The sequence below is a fragment of the Psychrobacter sp. M13 genome (genome assembly GCF_030718935.1).
Taxonomy (GTDB): Bacteria; Pseudomonadota; Gammaproteobacteria; order Pseudomonadales; family Moraxellaceae; genus Psychrobacter; species Psychrobacter immobilis_G.
The window spans coordinates 851,619-873,010 of record NZ_CP132194.1 but is presented as its reverse complement, the minus strand read 5'-3'; the positions used below and the strand labels follow the sequence as shown (position 1 = coordinate 873,010).

Below are 21,392 nucleotides of genomic sequence, written 5' to 3'. Positions count from 1 at the left end.
AATAAAACGCCTGATTTTAACATACTTAGCATTTATTAGCACGGCTTACTAGCGCTCATAAATGACTGCACAAGTGATGATTGTTAACGTCATTTTCTGCTGAACCTTGAATAACGCTGTCAGCTGACCCATTACTTCTATTTCAGACATAGGTTATTGTTTTAATTACATTAATATAGGTTTAGCACCTTAATGGATTGGATGTTAGCTGCTTTCTATTTAACAGACGCTAATCGCTGTGCCAAGTAGCACAGAACGTAGGTTGTTCTGTTATAATTCGCTAGCTATACCGATTGCTTATCATTTATTTCAGATTTTGATGCTTCTATTTTTGATTACTTTTATTTTTGGTAAAAGTATTGGCTCAGCTAATAAACAGGATGTTATTTTTACATGAATAAACCGCTTGCGCCAGACACTGAACAGGTCAATCGCATCTTTATGCACCGTATTATTATTCTTGGTGTGCTTATATTTGCAGGCCTCAGTGGCTTGCTGCTGCGTTATGGTTATTTGCAAGTTTATGCTCATGAGCAGTATCTGACCCAAGCAGATAACAACCGTATCAAGCTCATCTCAGCACCGCCTAGTCGCGGTTATATTTATGATCGTAATGGTATATTGCTCGCTGATAATCAGCCTGTATTTACTGCGATGCTCAGCCCTGATGAGGTAGTAAACCCAGAGCGAACCTTGGCACTGCTCGCGCCTATTTTTGACTTAAGTGATACGGATATTACTGATATTTTGGCTCGTATTAGCCGCAGTAAAAATGACCCTGTGACTATCAAGATCGATGTCACTGAGCAGCAATTGGCGCAGTTTAGTGAGCGCAAACCGTTTTTTCGGGGTGTAGATATACAAAGTAAGCTGACTCGCTCTTATCCTTATGATGAGCTATTCGCGCATGTGATCGGTTATGTCGGCCGTATTAATGATAAAGAAAGCAAACGGATCGATAAAGACCGTTACGCAGGTACGGATCTGATTGGCAAGATTGGTATTGAAGATTTTTATGAAGATATCTTGCTCGGTCAGCCCGGTTATCAGTCAGTAGAAACCGATGCGCATGGTAATATTTTGCGCCAGCTTGAGTCTAAAGCACCAACGGCAGGTAATGACATTACTTTGAGCTTAGATTATGGCTTGCAAACCGTAGCCCAGCAGCAGTTAGATGGCAGGCGTGGTGCGATTGTCGCCATCGACCCCAAAAACGGCGATGTTTTAGCCTTTGTCAGTAACCCAAGCTATAATCCAAATCCCTTTATATCAGGAATATCGTTTAAAGATTATGGTGAACTACGAGATGATCTCGATCAGCCATTATATAACCGTGCATTGCAAGGTATGTACCCCCCTGCTTCTACCATAAAGCCCTTTGAAGGATTAGGGGGTATTCATTACGGTCTACGTAATTGGGAGACGACGATTTATGATCCTGGTTACTTTAGCTTACCAGGTGACAGTCATCGCTTTCGAGATTGGAAAAAAGGTGGTCATGGCACTGTAAACCTCAAAAAATCAATCATGATGTCGGTCGATACTTATTATTATAAACTGGCTTATGAGATGGGTATTGAGCGCTTGCATGATTGGATGTCAAAGTTTGGTTTTGGTGCACAGACTGGTATTGATTTACCCAATGAAAAATCAGGCATTATGCCCTCAGCGCAGTGGAAAAAAGAAACCTATGATAAAGGTTGGCTGCCTGGTGAGACCATCTCAGTCAGTATTGGTCAAGGGTATTTTTTAGCCACGCCATTACAGGTTGCTAACGCCACTGCCATGACTGCCAGTAAGGGTCAGCATATTACCCCTCACCTTCTCAAAAGTAGCGATGGTAGCGCAGCGGTCAACGTTATCACTAAGCCTGATGGCAAGATTGAGTACAATGGTAAACCCTCGGACTGGTTACGTATGCATGATGCGATGGAAGATACCGTCAAAAATGGTACCGCTCGTGGTATTTATACTCCAAGCTATCGTATCGCAGGCAAGACAGGAACGGCACAGGTCAAATCTATCGCTCAAGGTAAAAGTTATAATAAAAGCTCGCTTGATAAGCGTCATTGGGATCATGCTTGGTTCACAGGGTTTGCCCCTGTTGATAATCCAGATATTGCGCTGGCAGTATTAGTCGAAAATGGAGGTGGTGGCAGTAAAGTAGCGGCTCCTATCGGTCGGGCGCTATTTGATTACTGGGTAATGCAGCGCAAAACCAAACCTATTCTACCGCCCAGCGCCGATCAGCTGGCTATTATTAAACGCCAAAAGGCCGTCGATAAAGCCGCGCGTGATGTGATACGCGACCAAAGACTAGCATTAGAGGAAGAAGCTAAGGCAGAAGCCGAAGCGGAAAAAGCCTCTGCTGCTGTTATAGCGACAGCAACTAGCGGATGAGATTATTAAAAATAAACCTCAGTCCACAACAACTCATGTTAATTTAAAGAGTGCTTACAATTTTTAAAATCACGCCATTACGCATAAAGATAAAATCATTATGAAAAAGCCAACATCATCCCGTAGTCATAAATCTAAAACTAAAAACCAAGATAAATCTGCTGGTGACGTTCGCATTATCGGTGGTCAGTTTAAACGTCGTCTGGTCACTTTTATTGATGCCGATGGCCTGCGCCCGACGCCTGATCGATTGCGTGAGACCTTATTTAATTGGCTATTAGCCGATATTCACGGCGCACATGTGCTCGATAGCTGCGCGGGTAGCGGAGTGCTAGGCTTTGAGTCTTTATCAAGGGGCGCGACGCACTGCACTTTTATTGAATTTAACCAAACACAAGCTAAACGTCTTGAGCACAGCGCCCAGCAACTCAAACTCGATACTGATTATTATAAAATAATAGCGGGAGCCGCTGAGCAAGTATTGCTTCAAAACCTTAGTTTTGATCGTCCATTCGATATCGTCTTTATTGATCCGCCTTATATGCAGGATCTATGGCGCCCGATTTTAAACGCTTTGATCGAACAGCAATTAATCGATACTACTAGCCTTATCTACTTAGAAGCGGATAAAGACTTGACTGAGCAATTAACAGACTTAACATCGATACTGCAACAAAAAGTAGCCACAGCAGACTTTCAAGGTTTTGACTGCCTTAAACAAACCCAAATTGGCCAAGTTGTTGCTGGACTTTATCAGCTTACCTCGTCATAATCGAACCTCTTTATCATTTAAAATGATAATAAAGGCAAAAACCTGCTGAATATGACTCATTAATAAGCGGTAGGCAAAAATAAACCCCAATGCAGCTTGCAACCATCTGCTCTACTGCTTATAATGTGCAGTCTGTTTTTTGAGAGCCCCGTTCCCAGCTAAACTCTCAACGAATTCTAAATTTAAGGTTTTATCATGAAAACACTTAGTGCAAAACCAGCTGATGTGACCCATGACTGGTTTGTCGTAGATGCTGACGGCAAAACTCTTGGTCGCCTAGCTACTCAAATTGCTACTCGCTTACGTGGCAAGCATAAGCCCTCGTTTACCCCGCACGTTGACACTGGTGACTTTATTGTCGTCATCAATGCTGACAAGATCACGGTAACGGGCAAAAAAGCGCAAGACAAAAAGTACTATCGTCATACTGGTTATCCAGGTGGTATCAGAGAAACTAACTTCTCTAAGCTGCTTGCAAAGAAGCCTGAAGATGTTTTGCATAAGGCTGTTAAAGGTATGCTTCCAAAGGGTCCTCTTGGCTATGCAATGATTAAGAAGCTGAAATTGTATGCGGGCACAGAGCATCCACACGCCGCTCAGCAACCTAAAGAATTAGACATCTAAGGATATACTATGGAACGCAATTACGGAACTGGTCGTCGTAAGACTTCTACTGCTCGTGTCTTTTTATCTAAAGGTACTGGTGACATCAAAGTTAACGGCAAGCCACTTGATGAGTACTTCAGCCGTGAGACTTCACGCATGGTTGTTCGTCAGCCATTAGAGTTACTTGACTCTGCTAGCGCTTATGATATCTATATCACTGTAAAAGGTGGTGGTATCAGTGGTCAAGCAGGCGCTATTCGCCACGGTATCACTCGTGCATTAGTTGAGCTTGACGAAACCAATAAGCCTGCGCTTAAAGCTGCTGGTTTTGTCACTCGTGACTCACGTCAAGTTGAACGTAAGAAAGTTGGTCTACGTAAAGCACGTAAACGTCCACAATTCTCGAAACGTTAATCAAAGCTATTGCTTATTTATTTACCGCTACTCTGTTGAACGCATTATTAGTTTATTAAGACTAGCAACAATAAATAAAAGCATAGATTTGCAAAACCTTATAAGTGATTTATCGCTTATAAGGTTTTTTTATGAGCGAAGGAAAATCGAACATATCGATAGAATGAATAGATAGACTGCTATATTAAACTGTAAAATATAGATTAGCTTTAAATTAAAACAAAAATAGTTAACGTCGCGTAGGCTGTGGCTTCAGCCCAGCAAACATTATGCAAAATCAAAATATTAAATAATAAAAATCGTATTATAAAATTAATATTAAAATGTGTCTTATTTAATGATATAAACAAAAGCGCTGGGCTAAAAGCGCCAGCCTACGGCATAATCTAAATCATTAAAATGATTTGATATTGCAATGACCTATAAGATATAAATCGATTCTTAATTCAACTTTAAGTAGCGTGGGTGGCAACCCACGGATAAATAAAGAAAACCAATTCATTAGCAAACTTATAAAACTCAAACAACCTTAACCACCATTTTAAAAACCAGCTTGCAAAGTCAGCAGTGCTACCCCATCATAAGAGCAACTTTTATTACTAGTATCCCTTTTATGAAAGCGCCTGAACAATACGACCCTAGCAAAGCCAACTCACAAGATGTTCCGCCAGCTGGAGGTCACAAATCGCCAGATCGTCCAGCACCAGCTATTCCCGCTGGTACGCCGACGATTACCCAAACCCATAAGCGTACCGCTAAGGCTCACAAAAAAGCTTTTGAGTGGCAGTTTTTACTGCCCAAATACTGGGCTATCTGGCTGCTATTGGCTATTGTGTTTCCTATGATCTATTTACCGCTGCGTTTACAGTTTTGGCTGGGGCGTAAGCTGGGTATCTTGATATATAAGCTGGCAGGCTCGCGACGACGTGATACGTTGATCAACCTTAAATTAGCCTTTCCTGAAAAACCAGCAGTTGAACGTGAGCTAATGGCGAAGCAAGTCTTTGTCAATCAAGGTATTGGGGTATTTGAAACCTTGTGCGCTTGGTTCCGCCCAAACGTCTTTACCCGTACGGTGTCTATTTCAGGCTTACAGCATTTGGTTAATGCACAAAATGAAGGTCGTGCGGTTATCTTATTAGGCGCTCATTATACGATGCTCGATCTGGGTGGATTACTCTGCACTCAGTTTTTTGCAACCGATTGCATGTATCGACCGCAAAACAACGCGCTACTTAATTGGTTTATTTACAATGGTCGCACCTCTATCTTCGGTAAGCAAATCTCAAGCCGTGACATGCGCAGCTTAGTGGACTCTATCAATAGCGGTCATGTGATTTGGTACTCGCCCGATCAAGATTACGGTCTAAAACAAGGCGTCATGGCGCCCTTTTTTGGGGTGCCAGCCGCCACGATTACGGCCTCAAGACGCCTTGCCAAAATGGGTAACAAAAACAACCCACCTGCGGTTATGGCGCTGCATACTTATCGGCAAACACCAGATAATCTCCCTAAAGGCAAAAGACCGCATTATCATCTAACCATTACCCCAGCTTTGGATGGTTATCCTAGCAATGATGAAATCAAAGATGCTACGCGCGTCAATGAGATATTAGAGGGTTTGATACGCATTGATCCGACGCAGTGGATGTGGTTTCACAGGCGTTTTAAGAATGGGCCTAATGGGCGTACTGACATTTATAAATAGTCGCTACACGCGATATTAGCTAATGCGTAAATTTGTTATACTTTACCCCTATTTATTAGCGTCAAATTTTTATAGCTACCTTTTAATATTATTATAAATACAATAACGGATCTTTTATGAGCGACAACACTGCTAAACCTGCTACTACCGACACTGCTACTGATAATACCAAAGCTAGCAAACGCATCTTAACAGGGATTAAACCAACAGGTACGCTACATTTAGGCAATTATGTTGGCGCGATTCGTCCTGCTATTGAGTCTATTCAAAACAGCGATGATGAGGCGTTTTTCTTTTTAGCGGATTATCATGGCATTATTGGCTGTTATGATCCTGCGGTGATTCATGAATCGACCAAATCGATTGCCGCGACTTGGTTGGCCTGTGGCCTTGATCCTGAGCGCGTGACCTTTTATCGTCAGTCTGATGTGCCTGAAATACCAGAGCTGGCTTGGGTGTTGAATTGCTCATGCGCCAAAGGGCTGATGAACCGTGCCCACGCCTATAAAGCCGCTGTCGATGTCAACGTAGACAATGATGTCGATGCTGATTTAGGCGTGACGATGGGGCTATTCGGTTATCCTGTGCTGATGGCGGCTGATATCTTAATGTTTAATGCGACCCACGTGCCAGTAGGCCGTGATCAAGTTCAGCATATCGAGATGGCGCGTGATATCGCAGGTACTTTTAATCATCGCTATAAGCCGCTGTTTACCTTACCTAATGCCGTCGTCGATGATGATACACCATTATTAACGGGCCTTGATGGACGTAAAATGAGCAAAAGCTACGGTAATACTATCCCGCTATTTGGTGAGATGAATCCGCAGGTCAGCTCAGAGAAGCAGATGCACAAAGCGATTATGAAAATAGTGACTAACTCTCAGCTACCTGATGAGCCAAAAGACCCTGATGATTCAGCTATTTTTGAGATTTATAAAGCCTTTGCTACCGCTGAGGAGGTCGCTGTTATGCGTGAAGCCTTTACTACAGGTATTGGTTGGGGTGATGCTAAGCAAGCACTATTCGATAAAATAAATACTGAGATTGCCCCGTTTCGCGAGCGCTATGAGCAGCTGATGAATAACCCTAAAGAGCTTGAAGAAATCTTGCAAATGGGCGCAGACAAAGCCCGTCGTCATAGCCGTAAGCAGCTAGATAAAACTCGCCGCGCTATCGGTATTCGACCGCTTGCTAAGCTTAAGTAACTTGAGTCAATTGGATAACTTAGGTAGCCAAGCGCATGCTAACCAATACTGAACTCTCAGCTAAGAATATCATTGTAGAGTCTAGCACTGGCTCTAGCCATCATCATGAGCGCGATATAAGCTTACGTATTTATCAGACACCTGTGCAGCAGCTGCCTGACGATCTGTATGTACCACCGCAAGCTTTTGCGATTTGGCTTGAGCAATTTGCAGGGCCATTAGACTTTTTATTATACTTAGTCAAAAAGAACAACTTTGATCTGACCCAAATGCCAATACTGCCGATTACCGAGCAGTATTTGGCTTATATTAGTCAGTTAGATCACGAGCATTTTGAGCTGGCAGGTGACTATCTACTGATGGCCTCAACCCTAATCGCTATTAAGTCTGAGCTGTTATTACCCAAACCACAAACGCCAACCGATGAGCGTGACCCCAAGGCTGAACTTATTGAACGCTTGGAAGCTTATGCGCAGATAAAAGGCGCAAGCCAGCGCTTAGATACGCTCGTACGCCTTGAGCGCGATGTTTTCTTAGCATTGGTCAGTATGCCTGACCACGATATTATGCAAGCTGAACTGCCTAGCTACTCGCCTAACCTGCTTATTGAGAGCTTATTTAAAATGCAGCTGCAACCTGATTATCAACTGCACGCCCATACCATAAAAGCCGATAGCGTCACGCTCGCCAATCGTATTGCTAGTATCAGTCGCCAGTTAAGTGGCGATGGCACGCGCTCTTTTCATCAGCTATTAGATAAAACCCAAGGTAAAATCGGGGTGGTGGTTAGCTTTGTTGCAGTATTAGAGCTAATGAAACGTCAGTTGGTTGGGGTTATGAACAATGATAAAAACGAGCCTTTAGACCAATTAAATTTGGCATGGTTGGCGTAAGGTGTTATTAGGTGTAGGGTGTGGTTAGCGCAGCGTAACCGGCCTATCAAATTAAATTTTAAAAAGGCGGGTTACGTTTTATCTGCATTCTCTACGCGAATTTAATAAAACTAACCACACCCTACACATCTCGATAAAAATTAAACAAAAAGAGCAACTCTCAATGGCTAATAGTAATGCCGAAAGCCACAGTCATAGCCTGCATATCGAGGTACTACTACACGCCTCCGAAACACCACTTACTGCTGCTGATCTACAAAAACATCTTAGCTTATCCAACAAACAGCTCGAGCAAGCCTTAGCTATTCTGCAACAACGCTTGGCGACGGGCGTATTGCGACTAAATCAAACCGCTAGCGGCTATCGCTTGCAGATCGCCGATAGCTACAGTGGGCTCATTCAACAAGCATTCCCGCAGCGCCAGCAGCGCTTAAGCCAAGCGCTATTGGAAACCTTAAGTGTCATCGCCTATAAGCAACCCGTGACTCGTAGTGATATCGAATATGTGCGCGGGGTGACGTTATCGAGCAATATGCTACGCCAGCTATTTGATAAAGGCTGGATAGTCGAGGATGGCTATAAAGACACTTTAGGACGCCCTGCTCTATTACATACTACCGCGCAATTTTTGGATGCGTTTGGGCTGAACCATTTAGATGAGCTACCACCGATGCCAGATTTGGCAGCGATAGGGTCAAGTATCTAATTAGCAAAATGCGCAGCAAAGTAGGCGTAGGGTGCATTTCATGCACCGATGGTTGATAGTAGCGTCATTATCGGTGCGCGTGGCGCATCCTACAAAATCTAAAAGTATTTTAAAAATCAAAAAGCTGGGTTAAAAACCCAGCCTACATTTATAAAAATTTACATTGCTGAATAGTTTAATAAGCCTTAAGCTCAAGACCAACGCCGACACCGATATCGGTTGATTGAATATCCGAATCGACTGCCCAAACTCTAGAATTAATGCTCACTAGCGGCTGCAATTGATGCTCCCATGCGACATCAATAGCGGTGATCTTATCCGTATTCGGAAAAGCTTGATTATCATTTTCATCGGATTGATTGACTTTAGCATGTTGCAGCTTAGCATTGATAAAGTTACTCTCATCAAGCCATAATCTACCACCAACAGCGATACTCTCGGCATCACCGCCCAGCGCATATCCTAATGGATAGCCATTCTGATAGTAGCCATCGGTATAAGTTCCATGGTCATAAGAGACGCCTCTGACCTCGCCACTGGTACGGGTATCAGTATATTCTGCATAGAGCTGATAAGGCTTACCGTAAGCAGCAGAGGCATAGTCCGCACCTGCTAGATACATGTTTTTAGAGGGCAGACCACCTGCTTCATCTTCGCCTATATACTGTGCATAGACGCCAGCTGGTACATTAATCAAGGGCGCTAGGCTCACACGAGCATCAAAGCCACCCAATTGATTGGCAGGATCTTCACCAATAACTGCCCCATTATCAGCGTTATCTTTGGTTCCTAGGATAGCATCAGTAAAAGAGCTAAGGCTCTGCGGACGTCCCTCCCCGCCCCACATAAAGCTGCGTGATGCACCAACTTCTAACCAAGGCAACGGCTGGGCAGTCAAACGTGCACCAAACAGCTTAGCTTCTGGTATAGCCTCATAATCATCAAGTTGCCCTGCAAATAGCTGATACTGCCAAGGGCCGACCCATGATAAATACTGTGAAGTAGGCGCTGCTTGCTGATCACGCTGCATAGTGAATCCAGCCACAGGAATACTAGCATCACCGCGTATCAGACTACCATCATGCCCAGGCCCCCACCATGCTGGTATCTGACCTGCAATTAACCACTGATTGGCAAAACCGCCTGCGACATAAGAGCCTTCAAAGCTCACATCAGAGCCGTCTTCGATCAGCTTATCGTTCTTCAGATTGACTTGCAGATTAAATTCTAAGTTCTCTTCGCTCAGGCCTATAGAGCCGCTGATCTGCTGTCCTGCCAGCTTATCCTCACCAAAGGTCTGAGGTAGCTGCTGACGATTGGTTTGCAGATTAGCCTCAATATCAGCATGTACTAGAGAGTTAGGGTTTTGCTTGAGGGTAGTATAGACCGATTGAAGTATCTGCTGCTGGGCAGGCGTTACGGCATTAGCGGTGCTAAGACCACGCTTGATCTCATTAGCCGTCAATGGCCAAGTGCTGGTACTGATCTGGGTCACGCCTTGCGTATTCAGCCAATCGATATCAGCCTTTAGGCGCAAATCATTCATGTATAGATTTTGTGCGGATGCAGTAGTCGGCATGATTAAGGCTAACAGTATCGTACTGGCGCTCAGTAAAGGGAGTAACTTGTTGTTCATGAGAATTTGCATCCGTAACTGTGTGTGGTAATAATCTGATAGAGTAAACCAGTATATATTATTTATCTTTAGTTAGAGTCAGCCATTTTGCTAAATACGCTATGAATAGCGCTTACGGTTTGCTCAATCTCAGCAGTAGTCAAGGTTGGATGTACCAAAAACATCAAGCTCGTCTCACCTAATTGCTTAGCTACTGGCAGACGCGTTTCAGGACGCAGACCTGTATTATCAAAAGCTTTTTCAAGATAAACTTCCGACGCTGAACCAGAAAAGCACGGTACTGACGACTCATTAATCTCAGCGATAATGCGATCACGCGACCAGCCTTCGGGCAGATTATCTGGCTGTACATAGACATATAACTTATAATAACCATGGGTACAATCCGCAAACGCTGGCATGTTCTCAAGCCTAGGCACAGATAGATAGCCTTGCGCTTGCCAGTTATCACACTCGTCCAATATAGCCTGTGCATTGGCGGTACGCTTCGCGGTCCAATCAGCCATTCTCGTTAATTGAATACGGCCAATCACCGCTTGCATCTCAGTCATACGCCAGTTAGTACCGAAGCTCTCATGCAACCAGCGATAGCCTGGTGGATGCTCAGTCTCATACACCGCAGCATAGCTTTTGCCATGATCTTTATATGCCCACATCTTACGCCATAACTGCTCATCATTGGTGGTGACCATACCGCCCTCACCGCCAGTGGTCATGATCTTATCCTGGCAAAAGCTCCACGCACCAACATGACCGATGCTACCGACGCTACGACCTTTATAACGCGTACCATGCGCTTGCGCACAGTCTTCTATCACATACAGATTATGCTGCTCTGCCAGCGCCATGATCGCATCCATATCACAAGGCCAACCCGCTAAATGAACACAGACGATTGCCTTGGTGTTATCTGTAATGACCGCAGCGATAGTCTCAGCGGTAATATTACCTGTCGCTTCTTCGACATCAGCAAAGACAGGTGTGGCTCCGGCGTTCACGACTGAAGAGATACTAGCAATAAAGGTACGTGGGGTAACGATTACTTCATCGCCTGCGCCGATATCTAACGCTTGTAAGGCAACGTCTAATGCCAACGTACCATTACCCATCGCAATGGCATACTTGCTATCAGCCCATTTAGCGAACTCCGTCTCAAACTGACGACACTCTTGCCCTGTCCAGTAATTTACCTTGTTGGATAATAATACTTGACTGACCGCATCCGCTTCTTCTTGAGTAAAGCTTGGCCAAGGTGAAAATGGGGTGTTTAGCATAGCAAAATGGTTACCTTTTATTTCATAAGTACTGATTTCTATTCATAGAGAAACAGTATAGGGATTAAAAATAAGTTTATTCATTATAATAATTTTGCAATATGTAAGGTCTTTTACCACTTCTCTGAGGCGGAATATCTTCAACAAAATCTATAACTATTTGGGCATCAGAACCTAGGATGTCCTTATAGATCTTAATAATTTGCGCTTCATCGACTTCTCCATCTATGACTAGTTTTAATTTATATAATAATTTGTGCTCTTGTGAGAACTGATATTGAACAATGTTACTGAGACCAATTAAAGATTTATTAATCTCGAAGGAAGAAACCGTTTCACCGTTTGTATTTCGAATTACAGCGAGTCTTCTACCTTCAACACTCTCTATTTTAGTAACTATACCTTTTCTTATTTCAGAAGGTTTAGCTAAATCACCAGTGTCATAGCGAATTAAAGGCATTGATTTATTAAATAAATCCGTTACTACAATCCTACCAATATCACCCATCTCAACAGGTTGGTTATTGTCAAGAGATAGTATTTCGATTAAGAAATTACACTGATTCAAAGAAAAGAAATCACCAGTTAAATCTTCGATACCTAAGACACCGAACTCATTGGTTGTATATCTACTTACAGGATTACATTTAAAACTCTTAGTTATTGTTTGACGCATATCACTAGTTAGCACCTCAGATACTGTAATAATACCATCCATAGGTAAAATAATATTTTTTCTCTCTAAATAAATTGCTAATCGAGAAATAGCAGATGGATAACCTATAATAACTTTAACTTTTTTGTTTTTAATAGTTTGGATTGATTCTCTGCACCATTCCTCAGTTAAGTCTTTTACTGTAATAGTTACTTGGTTCTGTAGTAATTGTAAAAACTTTGGTTTTTTCTGAGCCATAATATGAGCATGTTTTACCCCTAAATCGAAATTACTACTTTTTCCAAAGTAATATATCTCAGCAATTATTTTACGACGCTTTTCAGAGTTTAAATAAAAGGTAAAAGGAGTGCCATAAGAACCACTTGTCGTTACTTTGTGCAAAGAGTCGATGCAGTCTTTATAAGGAATAGATATAAAATCATCGTAATTCCGCTTAATTACAGACTTATCTAATACAGGATAATCTTTAAAGTCATTATATTTTTTGTAGGTATCATAGTAAGGCGTGTTTTCCACAGCATACTGTGTAATAGCTTGTAATCGCGAAGGTTGGGCAGGGAAGAAATGATTGAATTGGCTTGTTAGATCTGCCAAGTTTGCGTTTAATGAGCCATTTTTTAGTTGGTCTTTGACTATATATACTAACTTTCTAATGTTCATTTAATGTTCCTATGGTTTAGGTCTTGCAGGTACACCAACAACGGTTATATTTGGTAAAACATCTTGAACTACAGCTGCTCCTGCACCAATGACGGCATCCTCACCTATCGTAATAAGCTGACGGACACTTGAACCAACCCCTATCCATGCACGATCGCTTATATGAGTACCGCCTGCTATTCTAGCACCAGGACAAATGTGTACCGCATCTCCAAGAGTGCAATCATGTCCTACGCTGCTACAGGTATTAATAATAGCACCTAGACCAATAATACAGTCTGGATTAATTACCGCACCAGCGACAACAACAGATCCTAGACCGATTTTAGTATATTTGCTTACGGTTGCAGAAGGATGAATTAATGAAACAATATTCGCCTGAGCACTGTGTAATTGCAGTAGTTTTTGTTGTCTAATCTTATTGTTACCGATAGCGACAATCACGCCTTTATAACTTTCTAAGTTATCTAGCAAATCTTCAGTATTTCCGACTATCTGCCACACACCATTATGTTGATTATCAGGCCAAGCATCGTCGAAGAACTCAATACTACTCCATCCCGTAAGCTCTGCTATATCTGCTAGCACCTTGCCATGACCACTAGCTCCTAAAATGGCTAACATATTAGTCTCTACTTCCTGTAAATCTAGTCATAGAGACATTCTCACTAGCATTTACGCCTTCTCTTATGATAACTTTTTTTAGAGTTAAAAAGATGACTTTTAGATCAATTAGTAAGCTTTGGTTCTCTACGTACCAAGTATCTAGCTCAAACTTTTCTTCCCAACTAATTGCATTACGTCCATTTACTTGAGCCCAGCCTGAGACTCCTGGACGAACATTGTGACGACGAGCTTGCGTTTCGTTATATAAGGGCAGATATTCCATTAATAGAGGACGCGGCCCAACTAGACTCATATCTCCTTTGATGACATTCCACAACTCAGGTAGCTCATCAAGGCTTGTGGAACGTAAGAAGTTGCCGAACTTGGTATACCTCTGCTCGTTGGGCAAAGGATTACCTTCATTATCATAAGCATCAAGCATAGTGCGGAATTTTATCATCTCAAATGGCTCACCGTGGAGTCCAGGTCGAGTTTGCTTGAATAGAATAGGTGACCCTAAGTTCTTTTTAACTTTATAAGCAGTAACGGCTAGTACAGGAGATAGCGTTACTAATGCAGCGCTGCTCGCGGTTATATCTATTAATCTTTTAAGCATTATCAATCCTATTACTATCTTATAAATTCATCTCATTTATCATAATGTTGTTGACGCTATGAACATCAAATTTATCTTCTGCGATCTTACGTGAAGCTTTGCCCATTGTGCTGATAAGCTCCGGGTTAAGTATGAATTCTTCCATTGCCTTCACAAGTCCGTCTACGGATTTGACAGGTACTAAGTATCCATTATAGCTATCAACCACAGTTTCGCGACAGCCAGGCGCATCAGTCGTTATTACGGGTCTTCCCATTGACATCGCTTCTAATACTGTGCGAGGTGTCCCTTCGCGATAAGAGGGGAGTACATAGATAGAGCTTGCAGCAATCGCAGGTCTAACATCATCTAAGCGACCCCAGAAATTAAGCAAGCCTTGATCTACCCACTCATCGAGCTCTTGCTGTGAAATAGCAGTTGGGTTTGAATCTATTAGCCCAACTAAATCAAAGTTAACTTCAGGGTATTTGTTTTTAATTATTTTCGCAGCGTTTGCATATTCACGTATCCCTTTATCAGCCAATAAGCGCGCGATTAGTAAGAACCTAATTTCAGGTTGTTTATTACTGACAGGCAATGGTGCTATATTGTATTCGGAGGTATCGACACCAGAGCCATTAACGATTGTAGTAGGTGTTTTATTACTAATTAACTTAAGCTGTTTAAACAGATTAAGATCATCTGGGTTCTGGAAAAACACTTTATCCGTTTTGGATAGAGCTTGGCGATATAGCTCGTGAATAATTTTTTGAAAATAATTTCTCTTACCGGTCTCTTCTACTTGCTGAAAAGCATAACCAAGCCCAGTAATTAGGGCAAACCTATGAGGTACTTTAGCTGCCCATGCGGCTAACGTTCCATAAATGACAGGCTTGATAGTATAAGCCAGAACGTATGTAGGTTTAATATCTCTCATTAGAGTATAGAGAGACTTTAACGTTTTTGCGTCAGCTAAAGGGTTAGTCCCTGTGCGCTGCATAGGGATATTATGAGTAATGTAGCCTAAAGACTTTAGTTCCTTTGAAACCTTAGGGTAACTTTTAAGAAGGGGCGTGGCTATATGAATTTCACAACCTTTATTCTTAAGGGCCTGAATTAAATGGCCACGGAACTTTAAAACTGATACTGGGTGACTAGCTATAACTAAAAATTTCATAAGTTTCAGTGCAGCCTTCTTATTTTAGAGTTAGAGTGCATAGTTAATAATAAATAAATAATCACAGGCATGAACATCCATTTTTGACGAGCTGCAATACCCAGGTTTTTTAAGCCATAGGAAAGCATAATCCATGTGATTATAACGTACAAAAGTAGCCAAAGATTCTCATTCTTAATTATAACTGTAAAAGAGCCTTTAGCTTTATAAACTATATATGTAATTGTTATTAAAAGAAGACTGTTTTCAATACTAGCTATGAATGCTATTAAACTATGCGCCTCAAAAGGGAAAGGCCTGAAAATATAGGAGAACATTTTAACAGGCAGTATCATTGAGGAAGTATCAATCGATGATCCCCCTTGCATATTAAACCCTGAACGTGACTCGTAATAATCGCCAATGCCGTCTAGAGACGCTTCATCGAGACCAGCATACTCTTGAACAAAGTTTAATGATACTACCGCAAAGATACTAATAATTGGCAATGTCGATGCTTTAAATAGTATATGTGCTTTTGATTGTATAATAAAGTAGACAACGAAAGATACGAGCATAGCAAATGCTACATGCGGTCGTACCATAAACATTATAAAAAAAGATAGAGCTAAAATTAGGAGTTTGAATTTACTATTAGAGGTTGTTGCATATATTAACAGGCATACAGATAAAAACGAGAAAGCATCTTTGCCTAGACCTGAGCTCCAATAACTCATAGAGGGTACAAATAAGAACATTAACCAATATTTAGATATCGTATTAAAATACTTTTTAATAGATAAGTAAAATAGAACTATACCTAAACTTCCTATAAAGTTATAAATCAGGGTGGTATTCAAGTAACTGAAGTCAAGACCCTTAGAAAAAGTTCTACTAAATAAGTATACAAATGGAGAGCCCGGATAGAAAGGATAATCTAAATCACCTTTAGATATCCTAAAATACTTTAAAGAATCAGCTAGTGCTCCAGGGCGACTAGTTAAAATAAAATAAGTAAATGAAAAAATACTATGCCAAAAGTAGATTAATGAAACAATTAGTATATCTTTCTTTCGCTTAACTCCTATAATAAACAATAAAAAGTAGGCAGCTATAAGTATAACCATACTAAGCATATTTTGAGTGAAACTGAAGTCACGGTATATAATCATGCTAGCTAACCTAATTTATTTTTGTGATTCTAAACTTACAGATTCTTTTATTCAATATATTCTTAACTATATTAGGCTTATAAGTCATATTACTACTCAATGTCTCTTCCAAGTATCGCTAATTTACCTTTTTCTAAGTAGCTAAGAGGCAGTAGATGCTTAAATATACTAATTCTCTAGTAAGTTTTTAACTATCCGAAATTTGCCACTTTTCTCAGTAGGTATTTCATCTACTACTTTTAAACTAATTGACATTTTAGATCCAAATCTTTCTTCTAAAGCTGCTAGAAAGTTTTTCTTTTGACTGTTAGTAAAGTATTTAGTAGCAGTCACTAAAATGGTCACATGAGAAAGATCTTCTTGGATAACTTGAAAGTTAATAATCCCTTTAATATCTTTGGTACTATTACTGATATTACCTAAATTAACTTTACCATGGGTCGGTGAGAGAATGTAATCAGAGGCACGACCCTCAATTCTTTCTACTAGTGGAAATAGTGATCCACAACTACACTTCAAATCAGTTGTAGCCATCTTAATACTATCACCAATACGGTATCTCACTAAAGGAGTGCCATGAGTAGTAAAAGACGTAACTAGTATTTCACCCTCCTGAGAAGGTTGCATGTCCTTATCAACTACTTCGAATATACCTGTAAGAGGATGTATATGTAACCTTCCTTGCTTACATTCTAAAATGAAAGGTGCGCCTTCGGAAGAAGCATACTGATCTACTAGTTTACAGCCAAGGACTCTACTGATAACCTCCCGGTGTTTGGGAAGTACGGTTTCTGCTGTTGGGAAAAACACTTGCACTTTGTTTTTAATACGCAATCCACGACTGTCGGCAATTTGACATAATTCATAGACGCTCGAAGGAAAGCCAACAATAAATTCAGGAGAAAACTTATTTAAAGAGTCCCAATAAATATCAAAATTATTACTATTGATGTGAAAGGTTGAATAGAAGCGAATTTTATTTATGAAATCATAATGAGAACAAATTCCTTTGTTAATATCATTCTCAGATATAAGATTTTTACCTGAAAACCAAGCCGTTTTTTTACCTAGCTCATAACCATGCTGAGCTCTAAAATGATCAAGTATTGCAAAACGTTCTTGTAAATCACTTTTAGTATAGATAACTTTCATTGAAGCGCCAGTTGTACCACCAGTAAGACTGATTAGGCCTCGGTTCTCACTTAAGGTTTTTATACTGTCTAAGTTATTTACAATATCTCGTTTATTCAATACCTTATTAGATGTTAGAGCTGAAAAATCATAGTTTTTATACCAACTTGAATTTTTTTTAACAAAACTAAAAAAACTTTTTTTCTTCTTGGCTACTTCTTTATCAAGTTTATCTTGACTGAAGTTTTCAACTTTAGAATAATATTTTCGAAAATACTTATATTTCCCACTATGTCGAATTTTATACTGATAGGTATTGTAAGCTGTGATTGCAGTATTCTGAAATATATAAGGGCTCAATAAGACTATCTTTTCTTTAATCGACATTTAAAAAACTCCTCAATAATTGTATTAGCTTTAAATGCTACTCCAAACCTTATTATATCTTTCAATCATTAATGAAATACTGAAATTATCAGTAATATGTTTTCTTGCCAAAACTTTCATTTTATTCCACTGGGCAGGAGTTTTCTTTAATTCTAAAGCTTTCAATATTGCGTCAGCAAGTAGTTTATCGTCATTTGCCTCCACTATCCAACCATAGTTATCTATTATAACTTTTGAGTCTCCTATATCTGTTGCAACACATAAGGTTCCACAAGCCATTGCTTCTGCCAAAACATTCGGAAAGCCCTCTCCTGATATAGAACTCAGAATATTGACATCTAAAGCATTCATTATAGAAGGTATATCCGATCTTTGATCAAGTAGAATAATATGATCTTCTAACTCCAAATTTTTTATCAATGATTTAATATTTTCATTATTATTGTTAAGATCACGACCTACTAATATAGTCTGAAAATTACTATTGTGATCCTTGACCAATTTCAAAGCTCGCAGTAAACCCTGATGGTTTTTATTAGGATCATATCTAGCTACCATGCCTAACAAATTTGTATCGTCAGCTATATTTAATTCTTTTCTGATTTTGTTTCTCGATTCTATATCCGTATTGAACTTCTCAAAATCATAACCATTACTAATCACGGTCATTTTACTTTTGGGATATCCATGTCCACCATAATCTTTGTATGTCTTCTCTGAACAACATATAATTTTCTTAGGAATGATCTTGCTTACTGCCATACAAGTCATAACTACTGCATTTGTTTTTATGTTAGATGCTCTAAACGTCAAGTTGCTATGTCGAATATTCCAGACAATGTTCTTGTGACCTGATAACTTGGATACTAAGCCTCCAATCAAATCTGCATGTGACATCCAGGTTTGAACTACATCTGGTTTCTCATTTTTGATAATTTTTTTTAATAGTATAAGTGGAGATAAAGAAAGCTTACCGCGACTTAGTTCTAAATAATAAGTTTCTATACTATGCTCTTTTAATAATGACCCATATTTTCCTTTACCCATCAGGGAGATCACAATATGCTCATTTGCATGATCGTGAGTGACTAGACGATAGAGAACACCTTCTGCACCACCGTTATTTAGGCCCGTTATTATATGTACTATCTTCATATTTTGAGTCTCTTAGATTTAATAGAGAATATATTATTCTGCGTTATTTAAGTAATAGTCTCTGTACCATTTAACAAACTTTGAGATACCATCCTCAATAGTTGTATTAGGCTTAAAATCAATATCGTTTATAAGTTCATCTACATCAGCGTAGGTAATAGGCACATCGCCAGCTTGCATAGGTAATAAATTTTCTTGGGCTTTTTTCCCACAGGCACTTTCAATAGCGGTTATAAAACGGCGTAACGTAATCGGCTGATTATTACCGATGTTATAGACTTTATAGGGCGCGGTGGCAGTCGAGGTCAGTGATGATTTAGAAGTAGGTACTTTATTTATTAGACGAGTTATACCTTCGACGATATCATCGATATAAGTAAAATCTCGTTTCATCTCACCATTGTTAAAGACATCAATAGTTTCACCAGCGAGTATCTTTTTGGTAAAAGAAAAATAAGCCATATCAGGTCGACCATAAGGTCCATAAACCGTAAAGAACCGTAAACCAGTGGTAGGAATATCATACAAGTGACTGTAGGTATGTGCCATTAGCTCATTGGATTTTTTGGTAGCAGCATATAAACTGATAGGATAGTCGACACGATCATTAGTACTAAAAGGTTGCTTAATATTCATCCCATATACAGAGCTTGAGCTAGCATATAATAAATGCTTAACCTTAGTCTGTCTGCAACCTTCAAGAACATTCAAAAACCCTACCATATTAGAATCCATGTAAGCATTTGGGTTTTCAATTGAATAGCGTACACCAGCTTGTGCCCCAAGATTTATAACGATATCAAACTCATAATCAACAAATAAAGCGGACATTGCTTCACGATTAGCAAGATCAAGCTTAATAAATTTAAAGAGCTCAGCTTGAGGATGGTTGCCAAGTACTTTTAGGCGTTCTTGCTTCAAGCATATATCGTAATAGTCGTTAATATTATCAATACCAATAATAGTATTTTTGTTTTCTAATGAGTTGGCTTCCAAAAGAGCTTTGATTAGATGAAAACCGATAAATCCTGCTGCACCTGTAATGAGTATTTTCATTCGTCACCTCCAAAGATATCCCTAGTGTAAACTTTATTCATGACATCATCTAAATCACTGGATAATCTATTAGTGACAATAACATCGCTTAGTTTTTTAAACTCCTCTAAGTCTTTAAAAACTTTGGAATTAAAAAATTCTGATTCATCTAGTACAGGCTCATATACTATGACCTCTACACCCTTCGCTTTTATACGTTTCATTATTCCCTGAATAGCGGAAGCTCTGAAATTATCTGAACCCTCTTTCATGACTAATCTATATATACCAACTGTCTTCGGACTCATTGCTATAATTGAATCTGCAATAAAGTCTTTTCTTGTACGATTTGAGTCTACAATAGCTCTTATAATATTATTAGGAACTTCATCATAATTAGCTAACAGTTGCTTTGTATCTTTGGGCAAACAATAGCCGCCATAACCTAATGATGGATTATTATAATGGCTACCAATACGATCATCTAAACAAACACCTTCAATGATTTGACGGGTATCCAATCCAAAAGATTGAGCATAGGTGTCAAGCTCGTTAAAATAAGCAACACGCATAGCTAAGTAAGTATTAGAAAACAGCTTAATCGCTTCTGCCTCTGTAGAATCAGTAAACAATATAGGACTATCTTTTTTGATTGCCCCTTCTATTAGCATTCTCGCAAACAACTGAGCTCTATCAGACTTTTCTCCTACAATAATTCTTGAAGGATATAGGTTATCATAAAGCGCCTTGCCCTCACGCAAAAACTCTGGAGAGAAAATTATATTGTTTGTTCCTAACTGCTTTTTGATATTTTCAGTAAAGCCGACTGGAACGGTTGATTTGATAATCATTATAGCTAATGGGTTAATTTCTTTAACCTGATTGATAACTGACTCGACACTATCAGTATTAAAGTAATTGGTCTTAACATCATAGTTGGTAGGTGTCGCTATAATGACAAAATCAGTGTTCTGATAAGCTTCATTTGGATCAAGAGTCGCTCTAAAATCTAGGTTTTTTTCACTTAGAAATTCCGATATTTCTACATCTTGAATAGGAGAAATACGATTATTCAATAATTCGACTTTCTCAGGCAATATATCGATAGCAACAACTTCGTTATGTTGTGCGAATATCATTGCATTAGATAATCCAACATATCCAGTACCTGCAACTGCTATTTTCATAAGTTAGACCTAAAA

Annotated in this window: 19 protein-coding genes; 8 read left to right on the top strand and 11 right to left on the bottom strand. The window is 39.8% G+C overall.

Annotated features, from left to right (window positions below):
- The first annotated feature begins 393 nt into the window (after positions 1–393).
- From mrdA to scpB, 8 genes are all read left to right on the top strand, one after another.
- On the top strand, positions 394–2,400 hold the full coding sequence (gene mrdA, locus Q9G97_RS03795) for a penicillin-binding protein 2 (RefSeq protein ID WP_305899772.1): 2,007 nt from the start codon (positions 394–396) through the stop codon (positions 2,398–2,400).
- 100 nt (positions 2,401–2,500) lie between these two features.
- Complete coding sequence (gene rsmD, locus Q9G97_RS03790) at positions 2,501–3,172, top strand: 16S rRNA (guanine(966)-N(2))-methyltransferase RsmD (protein WP_305899771.1); 672 nt, start codon at positions 2,501–2,503, stop codon at positions 3,170–3,172.
- 195 nt (positions 3,173–3,367) lie between these two features.
- On the top strand, positions 3,368–3,796 hold the full coding sequence (rplM, locus tag Q9G97_RS03785) for a 50S ribosomal protein L13 (protein ID WP_201572475.1): 429 nt from the start codon (positions 3,368–3,370) through the stop codon (positions 3,794–3,796).
- A 9-nt stretch (positions 3,797–3,805) separates the two neighbouring features.
- Positions 3,806–4,192, top strand: a complete 387-nt coding sequence (rpsI, locus tag Q9G97_RS03780) for a 30S ribosomal protein S9 (RefSeq protein ID WP_201572473.1) — start codon at positions 3,806–3,808, stop codon at positions 4,190–4,192.
- 613 nt (positions 4,193–4,805) lie between these two features.
- The gene (locus tag Q9G97_RS03775; protein WP_305899770.1) at positions 4,806–5,900 is read left to right on the top strand and encodes a lipid A biosynthesis acyltransferase; all 1,095 of its coding nucleotides are present in this window, start codon (positions 4,806–4,808) and stop codon (positions 5,898–5,900) included.
- A 116-nt stretch (positions 5,901–6,016) separates the two neighbouring features.
- Entirely contained in the window at positions 6,017–7,108 is a 1,092-nt protein-coding gene (locus Q9G97_RS03770; RefSeq protein ID WP_305899769.1) for a tryptophan--tRNA ligase, read from the top strand.
- A 35-nt stretch (positions 7,109–7,143) separates the two neighbouring features.
- Positions 7,144–8,001, top strand: coding sequence for a ScpA family protein (locus Q9G97_RS03765; protein WP_305899768.1), 858 nt, complete (start codon positions 7,144–7,146; stop codon positions 7,999–8,001).
- A 163-nt stretch (positions 8,002–8,164) separates the two neighbouring features.
- Positions 8,165–8,707 carry an SMC-Scp complex subunit ScpB gene (scpB, locus tag Q9G97_RS03760; RefSeq protein WP_305899767.1) on the top strand — a complete coding sequence of 181 codons (543 nt, stop codon included), beginning with the start codon at positions 8,165–8,167 and terminating at the stop codon, positions 8,705–8,707.
- Between the two features lie 175 nt (positions 8,708–8,882).
- Here scpB and Q9G97_RS03755 read toward each other — a convergent pair whose 3' ends face one another.
- The 11 genes from Q9G97_RS03755 to Q9G97_RS03705 all read right to left on the bottom strand — a co-directional run bounded on the left by Q9G97_RS03755 (position 8,883) and on the right by Q9G97_RS03705 (position 21,377).
- The gene (locus tag Q9G97_RS03755; protein ID WP_305899766.1) at positions 8,883–10,343 is read right to left on the bottom strand and encodes a capsule assembly Wzi family protein; all 1,461 of its coding nucleotides are present in this window, start codon (positions 10,341–10,343) and stop codon (positions 8,883–8,885) included.
- A gap of 68 nt (positions 10,344–10,411) precedes the next feature.
- Positions 10,412–11,617: a DegT/DnrJ/EryC1/StrS aminotransferase family protein gene (locus tag Q9G97_RS03750; RefSeq protein ID WP_305899765.1), complete on the bottom strand. Its 1,206-nt coding sequence runs from the start codon at positions 11,615–11,617 to the stop codon at positions 10,412–10,414.
- Between the two features lie 76 nt (positions 11,618–11,693).
- The gene (locus tag Q9G97_RS03745; RefSeq protein WP_305899764.1) at positions 11,694–12,953 is read right to left on the bottom strand and encodes a hypothetical protein; all 1,260 of its coding nucleotides are present in this window, start codon (positions 12,951–12,953) and stop codon (positions 11,694–11,696) included.
- A gap of 9 nt (positions 12,954–12,962) precedes the next feature.
- Entirely contained in the window at positions 12,963–13,577 is a 615-nt protein-coding gene (locus Q9G97_RS03740) for an acetyltransferase (RefSeq protein ID WP_305899763.1), read from the bottom strand.
- 1 nt (position 13,578) lies between these two features.
- Positions 13,579–14,175 (bottom strand): sugar transferase, encoded by a 597-nt coding sequence (locus tag Q9G97_RS03735; RefSeq protein ID WP_305899762.1) that lies wholly within the window; start codon positions 14,173–14,175, stop codon positions 13,579–13,581.
- Between the two features lie 19 nt (positions 14,176–14,194).
- Positions 14,195–15,331 carry a glycosyltransferase family 4 protein gene (locus Q9G97_RS03730; protein WP_305899761.1) on the bottom strand — a complete coding sequence of 379 codons (1,137 nt, stop codon included), beginning with the start codon at positions 15,329–15,331 and terminating at the stop codon, positions 14,195–14,197.
- A 5-nt stretch (positions 15,332–15,336) separates the two neighbouring features.
- The gene (locus tag Q9G97_RS03725) at positions 15,337–16,482 is read right to left on the bottom strand and encodes a hypothetical protein (RefSeq protein ID WP_305899760.1); all 1,146 of its coding nucleotides are present in this window, start codon (positions 16,480–16,482) and stop codon (positions 15,337–15,339) included.
- 168 nt (positions 16,483–16,650) lie between these two features.
- Complete coding sequence (locus Q9G97_RS03720; RefSeq protein WP_305899759.1) at positions 16,651–18,000, bottom strand: phenylacetate--CoA ligase family protein; 1,350 nt, start codon at positions 17,998–18,000, stop codon at positions 16,651–16,653.
- A 30-nt stretch (positions 18,001–18,030) separates the two neighbouring features.
- The gene (locus tag Q9G97_RS03715; protein WP_305899758.1) at positions 18,031–19,155 is read right to left on the bottom strand and encodes a glycosyltransferase; all 1,125 of its coding nucleotides are present in this window, start codon (positions 19,153–19,155) and stop codon (positions 18,031–18,033) included.
- Positions 19,156–19,188: 33 nt separating this feature from the next.
- Positions 19,189–20,211 carry an NAD-dependent epimerase gene (locus tag Q9G97_RS03710; RefSeq protein WP_305899757.1) on the bottom strand — a complete coding sequence of 341 codons (1,023 nt, stop codon included), beginning with the start codon at positions 20,209–20,211 and terminating at the stop codon, positions 19,189–19,191.
- Entirely contained in the window at positions 20,208–21,377 is a 1,170-nt protein-coding gene (locus tag Q9G97_RS03705) for a nucleotide sugar dehydrogenase (RefSeq protein WP_305899756.1), read from the bottom strand. Before Q9G97_RS03705 ends, Q9G97_RS03710 begins: the two co-directional genes overlap by 4 nt.
- Positions 21,378–21,392: the final 15 nt, after the last annotated feature.